Raw genomic sequence first — 12,916 nt, forward strand, 5'->3', positions numbered from 1 at the left:
GAGCCAGCCTTGCGGGCGAAGAGGCCCGTCAGTTCGCCGCCTTGAACCTCAAGCGCCACGCATGCAGCAGCGGCTCGGTATATCCGCTCGGCTGCTCACGCCCCTTGAACACCAGGTCGCTGGCGGCCTGGAACGCCATCGAGGTGGCGAAGTCCGGCGCCATCGGGCGGTATGCCGCATCCCCGGCATTCTGCCGGTCCACCACCACCGCCATGCGTTCGAGCACCTCGCGTACCTTGGCCTCGCTCACCGTGCCATGCAGCAGCCAGTTGGCAATGTGCTGGCTGGATATGCGCAAGGTCGCACGGTCTTCCATCAGGCCGACGTTGTGGATGTCCGGCACCTTGGAGCACCCGACCCCTTGCTCCACCCAGCGCACCACGTAGCCGAGAATGCCCTGGCAGTTGTTCTCCAGCTCCTGCAGTTTTTCCGCATCGCTCCAGTTCGGACGCGGCGATACCGGAATGGTCAGCAGGTCGTTGAGCAGGCTGTCACGCTCGCCGGCCAGGTCGATGCGCTGCAATTCGCTCTGCACCCCCTGCACGTCCACCTGGTGGTAGTGCAGCGCATGCAGCGTGGCGGCCGTGGGTGAGGGCACCCATGCGGTGGTGGCACCGGCCTTGGGATGGCCGATCTTCTGCACCAGCATGTCGGCCATCAGGTCGGGCATGGCCCACATGCCCTTGCCGATCTGCGCGCGCCCCTTGAGCCCGCAGGCCAGCCCCACCAGCACGTTGTTGCGCTCGTAGGCGGTGATCCACGGCGTGGACTTCATGTCGCCCTTGCGCAGCATCGGGCCGGCTTCCATGGCGCTGTGCATCTCGTCGCCGGTACGGTCGAGAAAGCCCGTGTTGATGAACACCACCCGCTCGTGCGCTGCGCCGATGCACGCCTTGAGGTTCACCGAGGTGCGCCGCTCCTCGTCCATGATGCCCATCTTCAGGGTGTTGCGCGGCAGCGCCAGCAGGTCTTCGACACGCCCGAACAGTTCGGCGGCAAACGCCACTTCGGCAGGGCCGTGCATCTTCGGCTTGACGATGTACACGCTGCCGCTGCGCGAGTTGCCGCGCCGCTGCAGGTCGTGGATGGCGATCAGGCCGGTCAGCACCGCGTCCATGATGCCCTCGGGAATCTCGGCACCATCGCCATCGAGAATCGCCGGGTTGGTCATCAGGTGGCCGACGTTGCGCACGAACAGCAGCGAACGGCCATGCAGGGTCAGTGTTGCGCCATCGGCTGCGGTGTAGACGCGGTCCGGGTTGAGGCGGCGCACGCGGGTCTTGCCGCCCTTGCTGATCGCTTCGCTCAGGTCGCCTTTCATCAGGCCCAGCAGGTTGCGGTAGATCAGGGTCTTGTCTTCGGCATCCACCGCGGCCACCGAGTCCTCGCAGTCGAGGATGGTGCTCAGGGCGGCTTCGACCAGCACGTCCTTGACCCCGGCCGCATCGGTCTGGCCGATGGCGCTGGTGGGGTCGATCTGGATTTCCAGGTGCAGGCCGTTGTTCTTCAGCAGCACCGCGTTCGGCTGGGCGGCATCACCCTGGAAACCGACGAACTTGGCGGGGTCTTTGAGTGTGGTAGTCAGGCCGCTGATGAGCTCGACGCGCAGTTGCCCGCCCTCGATGCGGTAGGCCTTGGCCTCGGCGTGCGAGCCGCCGGCCAGCGGTGCAGCCTGGTCCAGGGCCTTGCGCGCGAAGGCGATGACCTTCTGGCCACGGCGCGGGTTGTAGCCCTCGCCAGCCTCGGCGCCGTCGGCGTCGCTGATCGCATCGGTGCCATACAGCGCGTCATACAGCGAGCCCCAGCGTGCGTTTGCGGCGTTGAGCGCATAGCGCGCGTTCATCACCGGTACCACCAGCTGCGGGCCGGCCTGTTCGCACAGCTCGCTGTCGACGTTGGAGGTGCTCACCGCCACCTGTTCAGGCACCGGCACCAGGTAGCCGATCTCGCTCAGGAAGGCGCGGTAGGCCGGCATGTCGGCCACCGGGCCCGGGTGGGCGCGGTGCCAGGTGTCCAGCGCGGCCTGCAGGCGGTCGCGTTCGGCGAGCAGGGCGCGGTTCTTCGGCGCCAGGTCGTGCACCAGGGCGTCGAAGCCTTGCCAGAAGTTGGCCTCCGGCACACCGGTGCCGGGCAGGGCCTCGGTTTCGATGAAGTGCTGCAGGGCGCTCGCGACCTGCAGGCGTTGACGCTGAATACGGTCGTTCATGTTCGGTTGCTCCTGATCAGTCTTTAACGGCGGCAACGCCGGCCTTGGCCACCTGGGCGTCCTGTTCGGACTTGACCCCCGACACACCCACCGCGCCGACCACCTGGCCGTCGACGATCACCGGCACGCCGCCTTCGAGCGTGCCGCTGATCACCGGCACCGACAGGAACGCCGTGCGCCCGCCATTGATCATGTCTTCGTACAGCTTGGTTTCACGTCGGCCCAGCGCCGCGCTGCGGGCTTTTTCGGTGGCGATGTAGGCACTCACCGGCGCGCAGCCGTCCAGGCGCTCGAAGCCCAGCGGGTGGCCGCCGTCGTCGACCACGGCAATGCTCACGGCCCACTGGTTGGCCTGGGCCTCGGCACGGGCGGCGGCGAGAATCTGCTGCACGTCGCTCAGGGTCATTACGGGTTTGCTTTGCATGAAATCAGGCTCCTGGGTTGAGGGCTTGGTCAACGAGTTCGATCCAGTGCCGCACGGGGGTTCGCCCGGCACCGTCGAGGTGGGTCTGGCAGCCGATGTTGGCCGTGGCGATCACGTCGGGGTGGCCACTTTCCAGCGCATCGAGCTTGTTGTCGCGCAGTTGCCTGGACAGCACCGGCTGGGTCAGCGAATAGGTGCCGGCCGAACCGCAGCACAGGTGGCTGTCGGGTACCTCGGTAAGGTTGAAGCCCAGGCGTTTGAGTACGGCTTCAACTGCGCCGCCAAGTTTTTGTGCGTGCTGCAGGGTACACGGGCAGTGGAAGGCCAGGGTCTGGTCGCAGCAGGCCTCGAAGCGCTCCAGAGGTTCGGCGCGGATCACTTCGACGATGTCCCGCGCCAGGGCGCTGATGCGCTCGGCCTTGGCCGCGTAGGCCGGGTCGTCGCGCAGCAGGTAGGCGTATTCCTTGACGAAGGCGCCGCAGCCGCTGGCGGTCTGCACGATGGCTTCGGCGCCGGCCTCCACTGCTGGCCACCAGGCGTCGATATTGCGCCGCGCACGTTCAAGCCCGGTGTCCTGCGCGTTGAGGTGATAGTCCACCGCGCCGCAGCAGCCGGCCTGGGCAATCGGCGTGATGCTGATGCCCAGGCGGTCGAGCACGCGCGCGGTGGCGGCGTTGGTGTTGGGCGACAGGCTGCGCTGCACGCAGCCTTCGAGCATCAGCACGCGCCGTGCATGGGTGGCCTGGGGGCGTTGCCGGGCCGGTGCCACGCTGCGTGGCAGGTGGGTCCTGAATGCCTCGGGCAGCACTGGGCGCAGCAGCTCGCCGGTACTCACCAGCGCCTGGAACAGGGCCGGGCGCGGCACCACGGCGCGCAGGCCGCTGCGCAGCAGGCGCTGGCCCAGCGGGCGGGGTACACGGGCCTCGATGGCGTCGCGACCGATGTCCAGCAGCTTGTGGTACTCCACCCCCGACGGGCAGGTGGTTTCGCAGTTGCGGCAGGTCAGGCAGCGGTCCAGGTGCTGCTGGGTCTTCTCGCTGACGGTGTCCTGCTCGAGGAATTGCTTGATCAGGTAGATGCGCCCGCGCGGGCCGTCCAGCTCGTCGCCCAGTTGCTGGTAGGTGGGGCAGGTGGCATTGCAGAAGCCGCAGTGCACGCAACTGCGCAGGATGCGTTCGGCTTCGTCGGCGTGGGGCAGGCGCTTGGCCGCTTCGCTCAGGTTGGTCTGCATGGTGGCTCCTGGGTCAGACGTCGGCGTACTGGCGGCCGGGGTTGAAGATGCCCTGAGGGTCCAGGTTGCGCTTGAGCGTCTGGTGAAACCGCAGGATCGGTGCGGCCAGCGGCTGGAACGGGCTGTCCGCCACGCCCGGGGTGAAGCAGGTGGCGTGCCCGTTGGCGGCGGCGGCGAGTTGACGGATGCTGTCGGCATCGGCGCTGCTCTTGAGCCAGCGTTGCGCGCCGCCCCAGTCGATCAACTGCTCGCCCTCGATCGCCAGCGGCGCCGTCAGTGCCGGCACCGACAGGCGCCACAGCGGGCGCGGGTCGTCGAAGAACGCCAGGCGCTGTTCGCGCAGGTCGTCCCAGTAGCTGTCATCCAGCGCATCGCCGCCCAGGCGTTCGGCGGCGGCGCGTACCGAACCCTCGTTGCCTTCCAGGCGCAGGTACAGGGTGCTGCCGTCATGGCTGGCGGCGGTCAGCGGGATCGGCTGCTGGCCCCATTCGCCGAGCTTGTCCAGGGCCATCTGCAGCGGCATGGCCTGGCGCAGGCTGACCCGGCAGCGGTACTTGGGCAGCACCTTGAACGAGGCTTCGGTGATCACCCCCAGGCAGCCCAGGCTGCCGGCCAGCAGGCGCGACAGGTCGTAGCCGGCGACATTCTTCATCACCTCGCCGCCAAAGCGCAGGTGCGTGCCCAGGCCGCTGATCATGCGCGTGCCCAGTACGAAGTCGCGTACCGAACCCGCCCATGGGCGACGCGGGCCCGACAGGCCGGCAGCGAGCATGCCGCCGACCGTGGCGTTGTCGCCAAAGCACGGCACTTCGCAGGCAAGCATCTGCCCGCCACGCTCCAGCGCGGCCTGCAGCTCGCGCAGGGGCGTGCCGGCGCGGGCGGTGATCACCAGTTCGGTGGGGTCGTAGGAGACGATGCCGGTGTGCCCGGCGAGGTCCAGTGGCTGGGCGTCGACGGGGCGCCCGTAGAAGGTCTTGCTGGCACCGCCGCGGATGAACAGCGGGGTGCGCTCGGCGATGGCCTGCTGCACGCGGGCCAGCAGGTCGGCGCTGCGGTCGCTGCCGTGGGCCGGGTCGAACAGTACGGTGCTCATCAGAAGCGCTCCAGGTCCGGGAAGGGCAGTTGGCCGTGGTGCACGTGCATGGCGCCGAATTCGGCGCAGCGGTGCAGGGTGGGGATGTTCTTGCCCGGGTTGAGCAGGCCCAGCGGGTCGAACGCAGCCTTTACCGCATGGAACAGGCTCAGCTCGTCGCTGTTGAACTGGGCGCACATCTGGTTGATCTTCTCGCGGCCTACGCCGTGCTCGCCGGTGATGCTGCCGCCGACCTTCACGCACAGCTCGAGGATCTTGCCGCCGAACGCCTCGGCGCGTTCCAGCTCGCCGGGGGTGTTGGCATCGAACAGGATCAGCGGGTGCATGTTGCCGTCGCCGGCATGGAACACGTTGGCCACGCGCAGGTTGTACTCGGCCGAGAGGTCGGCGATGGCCCCCAGCACGTGGGGCAGTTCGCGCCGGGGTATGGTGCCGTCCATGCAGTAGTAGTCGGGCGACAGCCTGCCCACGGCGGGGAAGGCGTTCTTGCGCCCGGCCCAGAAGCGCACGCGCTCGGCTTCGTCGCGGGCCAGGCGCACTTCGGTGGCACCGGCCTGTTCGAGCAGCACGCGCACGCGCTCGCAGTCGTCGTGCACGTCGGCCTCGACGCCGTCCAGTTCGCACAGCAGGATGGCCTCGGCCTCTACCGGGTAGCCGGCGTGGATGAAGTCTTCGGCGGCGCGAATCGCCAGGTTGTCCATCATCTCCAGGCCGCCGGGGATGATGCCGGCGGCGATGATGTCGCCCACGGCGCGGCCGGCCTTTTCCACCGAGTCGAAGGCGGCCAGCAGCACCTTGGCCACCTGCGGCTTGGGCAGCAGCTTGACGGTGACTTCGGTGATGATGCCGAGCATGCCCTCGGAACCTGTGAACAGCGCCAGCAGGTCGAAGCCGGGGGCGTCCAGGGCATCGCTGCCCAGGGTCATGCGTTCGCCCTCGACGCTGAGCATCTCGACCTTGAGCACGTTGTGCACGGTCAGGCCGTACTTGAGGCAGTGCACGCCGCCGGCGTTCTCGGCGACGTTGCCGCCGATCGAGCAGGCGATCTGCGAGGAGGGGTCGGGTGCGTAGTACAGCCCATGCGGCGCGGCAGCCTGGGAAATCGCCAGGTTGCGTACGCCGGGCTGTACGCGGGCAAAGCGCCCGGCCGGGTCGATTTCAAGAATCTTGTTGAAGCGCGCCATTACCAGCAGCACGCCCTTTTCCAGCGGCAGCGCGCCGCCGGACAAACCGGTGCCGGCGCCACGTGCCACCACCGGCACCTTGCGCTCGTGGCACAGGCGCAACACGCTCTGCACCTCTTCCAGATGGCGCGGCAGCACCACCAGCATCGGCGTGGTGCGGTAGGCCGAGAGGCCGTCGCACTCGTAGGGCTTGAGGTCTTCGGCGGCGTGCAGGATATCCAGGTCGGGCAGGCGGCTCTGCAGGGTGTGCAGGAACTCGGCCCGGTCGACGCTGTGCAGCGCACCATCGACGCGTTCGTCGTAGAGAATGTTCATGGGCAGGCTAACGACCCTTGTCTTGTTGTTATGGAAGCTCGATGGAACACGGCTCACTTGCATCATTGGCCGGCGGCGGCTTAGTGTCTATCGCTCAAATCACTGGTCGAACCAGTTTGTTGCTGCGGTTTTTCCGGCTTGTTCATAAATGTTCAACAAATACAGTTAGTTATGTATTGATCTGGCAAGGGGCATAAAGCCCCTGGTGTCTGGTCATACCAGTTGGAGGAACGATGGGCGAAGCGCTTTCAATGCAGGTGGCAGACGTGGTGTGCGAGCGCATCGAGCGGCTGATCGTCGATGGCGTGCTCAAGGTCGGCCAGGCGCTGCCGTCGGAGCGGCGCCTGACCGAAAAGCTCGGCGTGTCGCGCACGGCCCTGCGCGAAGGGCTCAAGCTGCTGCGCGCCAAGGGCATCATCGAGACTGCGCATGGCAAGGGCTCATATGTGGCGCAGTTGTCGGGGCAGGGCAGCACCTCGGCATTGATGCACCTGTTCAGTTCGCAGCCGCGCACCCTGTACGACCTGTTCGAGGTGCGCAGCCTGCTGGAAGGGGAGTCGGCACGCCTGGCGGCGCTGCGCGGCACCGAGGCGGACTTCGTGCTCATACGGCGCAGCTACGAGGCGTTGCTGGCGGCCCATGAGCAGCCACTTACGGCCTCGGAGCATGCGCACCTGGACCATGCGTTTCACCTGGCGATCTGCGAGGCCTCGCACAACCCGGTGCTGGTGCAGACGCTGCGCTCGCTGACCGACCTGCTGTTGAACTCGGTGTTCGCCTCGGTGAACAACCTGTACCACCGCGATGTGCAGAAGCGCCAGATCGACCGCCAGCATGCGCGGCTGTACAACGCCGTGACCGGGCGAATGCCGGATCAGGCGCGCAAGGCGGCGATTGCGCATATCCAGGGCATCTGCGCGAACCTCAAGGAGATCGAAGAGGAGGAGCAGCGGCTGGTACGCGCGACGTTGCGGCTGGAGGGGTGGGTTTGAGGGCGTGTGGGCCGGGGTAGGCGCGCCGTGCGGCGGAGCTCTGCGACATCTGCCTGCTGGTCGCAGCAAAAAATGCGAACGATTGCAGTCAAACCCACTCACACCTTGAGGGCACGACCCCACGCCCCCCGTCGAAGGAGCAAGCGTATGACCCAGCGAGGCCAGGACACCATCGAATGGCTGCAAGGCCAGTCCATGCTGCAAGCCGCCCGCGACCGCGCCCGGCTGTATGCAGGGCAGGCGCGCATGTGGCTGCACCCTTACGCCGAGGCCCGCGCCCGCGACGCCAGTGCCATCGCCTCGGTGTGGCTGACGGTGTACCCGGCCTCGATCATCGTCGAGGAGGGCGGTTCGGTGTTGCAGGCGCTGGCCCATGAGCAGCTGTGGCAGGCGCTGTCGGAGCTGGGCATCCAGGGCGTGCACACCGGGCCGTTGAAGCGCTCGGGCGGCATCACCCAGCGCGAGTTCACCCCCAGCGTGGACGGCAACTTCGACCGCATCAGCTTCGACATCGACCCGCGCTACGGCAGCGAGGCCGAACTGGTGCACCTGAGCAAGGTGGCCTCGGCGCACAACGCGGTGACCATCGACGACTCGATCCCGGCGCACACCGGCAAGGGCGCCGATTTTCGCCTGGCCGAGATGGCCTACGGCGACTATCCCGGGCTGTACCACATGATCGAGATCCGCGAAGCCGACTGGGGCCTGCTGCCCGAGGTGCCGGCCGGGCGCGATGCGGCCAACCTCACGCCGGCCATGTGCGACGAGCTCAAGGCCCGCCATTACATCGTTGGCCAGTTGCAGCGGGTGATCTTCTTCGAACCCGGCATCAAGGAAACCGACTGGAGCGCCACGCCGCCGGTACTCGGGGTCGACGGCAAGCTGCGACGCTGGGTGTACCTGCACTACTTCAAGGAGGGCCAGCCATCGCTGAACTGGCTGGACCCAAGCTTTGCCGCGCAGCAACTGATCATCGGCGACGCCCTGCACGCCATCGACGTGCTCGGCGCCCGTGGCCTGCGTCTGGATGCCAATGGCTTTCTCGGCGTGGAGCGGCGCGCCGAAGGGCCGGCCTGGTCGGAGAGCCACCCGCTGTCGGTCACCGGCAACCAGTTGCTGGGCGGCATGATCCGCAAGGCCGGTGGTTTCAGCTTCCAGGAACTGAACCTGACCCTGGACGACATCGCCAACATGTCCCACGGCGGCGCCGACCTGTCCTACGACTTCGTCACGCGCCCGGCCTACCAGCACGCGCTGCTGACCGGCGACACCGAGTTTTTGCGCCTGATGCTGCACCAGATGCATGCGTTCAAGATCGACCCCGCCTCGTTGATCCATGCCCTGCAGAACCACGATGAACTGACCCTGGAGCTGGTGCATTTCTGGACCCTGCACGCCAACGACAGCTACCTGTACAAGGGCCAGACCTTCCCTGGCAACATCCTGCGCGAGCATATCCGCAGCGAGATGTACGAGGGCCTGGCGGGCGAGCACGCACCGTACAACCTCAAGTTCGTGACCAATGGCGTGTCGTGCACCACGGTCAGCATCATCACTGCCGCGCTGGGCATTCGCGACCTGGGCAGCATCGACGCCGAGCAGCTGGCGCTGATCCAGAAGGTGCACCTGCTGCTGGCCATGTACAACGCCATGCAGCCGGGGGTGTTTGCGCTGTCGGGCTGGGACCTGGTCGGCGCCTTGCCGCTGGAGCCCGAGCAGGTTGAGGGGCTGATGGGTGACGGCGACACCCGCTGGATTCATCGCGGCGCCTATGACCTGGCCGACCTGGACGTGGAGGCGCAGCTCTCGGCCGAAGGCCTGCCGCGTGCGCGTTCGCTGTATGGCAGCCTGGCCAGCCAGTTGCAGCAGCCCGACAGTTTTGCCAGCAGCCTGAAACGCATGCTCGCTGTGCGCCAGGCCTATGCGATTGCGGCGAGCCGGCAGATCCTGATCCCCGAGGTGGCCAACCCGGCCTTGCTGCTGATGGTGCACGAGCTGCCGGCAGGCAAGGGCATCCAGATCACCGCACTCAACTTCGGTGCCGAGCCACTGAGCGAAACCCTGCATCTGCCGGATGTAAGCCCCGGCGCGGTGGTGGACATGATCAACGAACGGCTGGAGGGCGAGCTGAGCGAAGCGGGGGAGATGACCATCAATCTGGATGGCTATGAGGGCCTTTCGCTGCGCATCGTGAGCAGTGTGGCGACGCTGTAGGCGTTTGCATGCGGTAACGTTTTTACAGGCCCGGGGTTTCGTGTCTGACGGTTCCCCGGCCCCTTCGCTGGCAAGGCCAGCTCCTGCAAGGGGCCGCCACCGTCACCGCACTGCTGCCTGCCCCGTGACACACCCCGCCCACCTGATGGAAAATGCCCGACGCTTCTCCCCACCAAAAGGCTTCTGCATGGACAAGCTGGACCGGGCAATACTCGACCTTCTGCAAACCGACTGCACCCGCGCGGTGGGCGATATCGCCGAGCAGATCGGCCTGGGCACCACCGCCTGCTGGCGGCGCATCCAGAAGCTCGAAGAGGCCGGCATCATCCGCGGCCGCGTGGCCCTGCTCGACGGCAAGAAGCTCAATGTCGGCGTGGTGGTGTTCGTCTCGATCAAGACCACCCAGCACAACGCCGACTGGCTGGCCGGCTTTCATGCCGCCGTGGCCGGTATCGACGAAGTGCTGGAGGTGTACCGCATGGCCGGCGACACCGACTACCTGCTGCGCGTGGTGGTGCCGGACGTGGCCGCCTACGACGCGGTGTACAAGCAGTTGATCCGCATTCCGGGCCTGTCCGACATCAGCTCCAGCTTCTCCATGGAGCAGATCAAGTACTCCACCCGCCTGCCGCTGCGCTATGCGCCCTGAGCCGATCACGCTGCACCAGGCCGGCGCCGACGACAGGCAGGCTGCCGTCGCGTTCGTGATGCAGGCCCGCGCCGCGCTGTTCCCCAAACTCGCCGCCACCGGGATGCCGGCAGACCTGCAGCAGTTCGAACAGGTCTACCTGCACGGCGCGGGGCGTTTCCTGCTGGCCCGCTGCAATGGCCAGATCGTCGCGGCCATCGGCTACCTGCCTTACGATCACCGCTTCCGCCAGCTCGACTACCGTGGGCAGAAGGTGGTGGAAGTGGTGCGCCTGTTCGTGTTGCCGGCCTATCGCCGCAGCGGGCTGGCCGGTGAGTTGTACCGCGCGTTGCGTGAGCTGGCGCTGCAGGACCAGGTGCAGGTGCTGTACCTGCACACCCATCCGTTTCTGCCAGGCGCCATTGGTTTCTGGCAAAAACATGGCTTCGAGATCATCGATGTGGAAGCCGACCCGGTGTGGCAGACCACCCACATGCAATGTCGCCTGCCCGCCGGCTGAACCTCAGAAGCGCCCGTTGAGCGGGTATTCCACCGCCAGGCGGATCTGGTCGGCATCCAGCTCGGCCTGGGCAGTGTTGCCCCGATGCACGTTGTGCCGCAGCGACACGGTGGTGCCCTTGGCCACGCCGCCCTGCACCACGTAGCGCGCCTCCAGGTCGCGCTCCCAGTGCTTGCCGCCTTCGCCGTAACCCAGGTACGCATAGCCGCCACGCGGGTCGACGTGGCTGCCATCGATGCGGCTGCCGCGCACATACGCCGCACTCAGCACCAGCCCGGGCAGGCCCCACGGGGTCATCGCCAGGTCGTAGCGGGCCTGCCACGACTGCTCGTTGGGGGCGTTGAAGTCCGACAATTGCACGGCGTTGCTGATGAAGATCGCGCCACGGGTCACATAGTCGAACGGTGTGTCGCCATCGACTTTCTGGTAGCCCAGGCTGAAGCTGTGCGGCCCTTGTGCGTAGGTCGTCAGCAGGCTCCAGGTGGTGTTGTCGATCTGCCCGGACAACGCCTTGCCGGTGTCGGTGGTGCGGTACAGGTTGAGGTTGAAGGTGAGCGAGCGATTGGCGTCCAGTGCATGGCTGAAGGTGCCGCCCAGGTAGTGCTGGTTCCAGGTGTCTTCGTAGCGCGAGGTGTACAGGCTGGCGCTGAGGCTCGGGCTTGCACTGTAGACCACCCCGGCCAGGTCGAAGGCATCGCCCTTGACTGCGTTGGAGTAGTTCACCACGAACCCCTGGTCATGGCTGCTGGCGTTGCGGTCGGTGCTCTTGAAAGGTCGCAGGCAGAGGGGGCGAATTGAATGGTTGCTGTATAACATTTCTATTCGCTCGGTAAATCTTCCTTACAATCTTGACTGTCATGCTGCGACATCAGACCGCACCCATCTGGCGCTGCGCGCTGGAACCCGTCGACCCTGCGTGACAAAATGCCGCCTCGCAAAACCCTTGCACAAGGCTCCCGCTCTCGGGGCCGGCACCTTCCCAAAAGGATGGTTACATGAACGATTTACTGACCCGGCGCACGGTGATCGCCGGGCTCGGCCTGCTCGGCCTCGGTGCCCTGGCAGGTTGCAACAACTCCGGCGCGCTGGACTTCAAATACGGCAAGGACCTGAGCAACAAGATCCTCGGCCGCACCTTCAAGCTCAAGGACCCGCAAGGCAACGTGATGACCCTGTCGAGCTTCCAGGGCTCGATGCCGATGGTGTTCTTCGGCTTCACCCAATGCCCGGCGGTGTGCCCCACCACCCTGGCCCGCGCGGTGCAGATCAAGAAGCTGATGGGCCGCGACGCCGATTTCCTGCAGGTGGTGTTCATCAGCCTGGACCCCGAGCGCGACACCCCCGAAGTGCTGGACGCCTACGTCAAGGCCTTCGATCCCTCGTTCGTGGCGCTGTCCGGTACCCTGGAAGAGACGGCCGCAGTGGCCAAGGAATTCGGCGTGTTCTACGAGAAGGTGCCGGCCGGCGACACCTATACCATTTCCCACAGCTCGACCAGCTACGTGTTCGACTCGCGTGGCGTGCTGCGCCTTGGCCTCTCGCACTCCCTCAATGCCAAGGAATGCACCGAAGACCTGCTTACCGTAATGGAGGTTTGTTAATGCGTTCTCCCGTGAAACACGCGCTTGGCGCGATGGCGTTGCTGTCCCTGTTCGGTGCGGCGCTGCCCGCCGTTGCCCAGACCACCGTGGGCGAGCCCTGGGTGCGCGCCAGCGTGCCGCAGCAGCAGTCGACCGGTGCGTTCATGACCCTCACTGCCAGCACCGACAGCAAGCTGGTGGGCGTCGAGTCGCCGGTGGCCAAGACCGTGCAGGTGCACCAGATGCAGATGCACAACGATGTGATGAGCATGAGTGAAGTCAAGGCGCTGGACCTGCCCGCCGGCAAGCCGGTGGTGCTCGACACCAATGGCTACCACGTGATGCTGATGGGCCTGGTCAAGCAGGTGAAGGAAGGCGACACGGTGCCGCTGACCCTGATCGTCGAAGACGCCAAGGGCCAGAAGGAGTCGATCAAGGTCGACGCCCCGGTGCGTTCGCTGACCGCCACCGACGGTCACGGCGAGCACTCGATGCACGACCACAGCCACATGTAAGTACCCGCCGCGCC

General features: G+C 66.4%; 11 protein-coding genes and 1 pseudogene. 6 read left to right on the forward strand and 6 right to left on the reverse strand.

Annotation, left to right across the window (positions count from 1 at the left end):
* Positions 1-28 precede the first annotated feature (28 nt).
* From V9K84_RS05020 to glcD, 5 genes are read right to left on the reverse strand one after another with little or no spacing between them, the layout of a single operon-like run.
* Positions 29-2,206: a malate synthase G gene (locus V9K84_RS05020; protein ID WP_088515190.1), complete on the reverse strand. Its 2,178-nt coding sequence runs from the start codon at positions 2,204-2,206 to the stop codon at positions 29-31.
* Between the two features lie 16 nt (positions 2,207-2,222).
* Positions 2,223-2,630: a heme-binding protein gene (locus tag V9K84_RS05025; protein WP_043861167.1), complete on the reverse strand. Its 408-nt coding sequence runs from the start codon at positions 2,628-2,630 to the stop codon at positions 2,223-2,225.
* Positions 2,631-2,634: 4 nt separating this feature from the next.
* Entirely contained in the window at positions 2,635-3,861 is a 1,227-nt protein-coding gene (gene glcF, locus V9K84_RS05030) for a glycolate oxidase subunit GlcF (protein WP_088515189.1), read from the reverse strand.
* A 13-nt stretch (positions 3,862-3,874) separates the two neighbouring features.
* Positions 3,875-4,954, reverse strand: coding sequence for a glycolate oxidase subunit GlcE (glcE, locus tag V9K84_RS05035; RefSeq protein ID WP_088515188.1), 1,080 nt, complete (start codon positions 4,952-4,954; stop codon positions 3,875-3,877).
* Entirely contained in the window at positions 4,954-6,453 is a 1,500-nt protein-coding gene (gene glcD, locus V9K84_RS05040) for a glycolate oxidase subunit GlcD (protein WP_043861170.1), read from the reverse strand. The genes glcE and glcD overlap by 1 nt, the downstream gene beginning before the upstream one ends.
* Positions 6,454-6,686: 233 nt before the next feature.
* Between glcD and glcC the strand changes: the two genes are divergently transcribed.
* From glcC to V9K84_RS05060, 4 genes are all read left to right on the forward strand, one after another.
* Positions 6,687-7,445 (forward strand): transcriptional regulator GlcC, encoded by a 759-nt coding sequence (gene glcC, locus V9K84_RS05045; RefSeq protein ID WP_088515187.1) that lies wholly within the window; start codon positions 6,687-6,689, stop codon positions 7,443-7,445.
* Between the two features lie 147 nt (positions 7,446-7,592).
* On the forward strand, positions 7,593-9,659 hold the full coding sequence (gene treS / locus V9K84_RS05050) for a maltose alpha-D-glucosyltransferase (RefSeq protein ID WP_043861177.1): 2,067 nt from the start codon (positions 7,593-7,595) through the stop codon (positions 9,657-9,659).
* A gap of 187 nt (positions 9,660-9,846) precedes the next feature.
* Positions 9,847-10,308, forward strand: a complete 462-nt coding sequence (locus tag V9K84_RS05055) for an Lrp/AsnC family transcriptional regulator (protein WP_043861187.1) — start codon at positions 9,847-9,849, stop codon at positions 10,306-10,308.
* Positions 10,298-10,807 (forward strand): GNAT family N-acetyltransferase, encoded by a 510-nt coding sequence (locus V9K84_RS05060; protein ID WP_043861188.1) that lies wholly within the window; start codon positions 10,298-10,300, stop codon positions 10,805-10,807. Before V9K84_RS05055 ends, V9K84_RS05060 begins: the two co-directional genes overlap by 11 nt.
* A 3-nt stretch (positions 10,808-10,810) precedes the next feature.
* On the opposite strand, the pseudogene V9K84_RS05065 reads toward V9K84_RS05060, so the two are convergent.
* Positions 10,811-11,575: pseudogene (locus tag V9K84_RS05065) on the reverse strand (OprD family outer membrane porin); the annotation flags it as partial.
* A gap of 227 nt (positions 11,576-11,802) precedes the next feature.
* On the opposite strand from V9K84_RS05065, the gene V9K84_RS05070 reads away from it, so the two are divergent.
* Positions 11,803-12,408 (forward strand): SCO family protein, encoded by a 606-nt coding sequence (locus V9K84_RS05070; protein ID WP_058541261.1) that lies wholly within the window; start codon positions 11,803-11,805, stop codon positions 12,406-12,408.
* Complete coding sequence (locus V9K84_RS05075) at positions 12,408-12,902, forward strand: copper chaperone PCu(A)C (protein ID WP_043861196.1); 495 nt, start codon at positions 12,408-12,410, stop codon at positions 12,900-12,902. The genes V9K84_RS05070 and V9K84_RS05075 overlap by 1 nt, the downstream gene beginning before the upstream one ends.
* The last annotated feature ends 14 nt before the right edge of the window (positions 12,903-12,916 follow it).

The organism is Pseudomonas sp. AE27 (genome assembly GCF_037113495.1).
Classification (GTDB): domain Bacteria; phylum Pseudomonadota; class Gammaproteobacteria; order Pseudomonadales; family Pseudomonadaceae; genus Aquipseudomonas; species Aquipseudomonas palmensis.

Coding starts and splice junctions, on each gene's coding strand:
- V9K84_RS05020 (WP_088515190.1), bottom strand. CDS start 2,206: ATGAACGACCGTATTCAGCGTCAACGCCTGCAGGTCGCGAGCGCCCTG.
- V9K84_RS05025 (WP_043861167.1), bottom strand. CDS start 2,630: ATGCAAAGCAAACCCGTAATGACCCTGAGCGACGTGCAGCAGATTCTC.
- glcF (WP_088515189.1), bottom strand. CDS start 3,861: ATGCAGACCAACCTGAGCGAAGCGGCCAAGCGCCTGCCCCACGCCGAC.
- glcE (WP_088515188.1), bottom strand. CDS start 4,954: ATGAGCACCGTACTGTTCGACCCGGCCCACGGCAGCGACCGCAGCGCC.
- glcD (WP_043861170.1), bottom strand. CDS start 6,453: ATGAACATTCTCTACGACGAACGCGTCGATGGTGCGCTGCACAGCGTC.
- glcC (WP_088515187.1), top strand. CDS start 6,687: ATGGGCGAAGCGCTTTCAATGCAGGTGGCAGACGTGGTGTGCGAGCGC.
- treS (WP_043861177.1), top strand. CDS start 7,593: ATGACCCAGCGAGGCCAGGACACCATCGAATGGCTGCAAGGCCAGTCC.
- V9K84_RS05055 (WP_043861187.1), top strand. CDS start 9,847: ATGGACAAGCTGGACCGGGCAATACTCGACCTTCTGCAAACCGACTGC.
- V9K84_RS05060 (WP_043861188.1), top strand. CDS start 10,298: ATGCGCCCTGAGCCGATCACGCTGCACCAGGCCGGCGCCGACGACAGG.
- V9K84_RS05070 (WP_058541261.1), top strand. CDS start 11,803: ATGAACGATTTACTGACCCGGCGCACGGTGATCGCCGGGCTCGGCCTG.
- V9K84_RS05075 (WP_043861196.1), top strand. CDS start 12,408: ATGCGTTCTCCCGTGAAACACGCGCTTGGCGCGATGGCGTTGCTGTCC.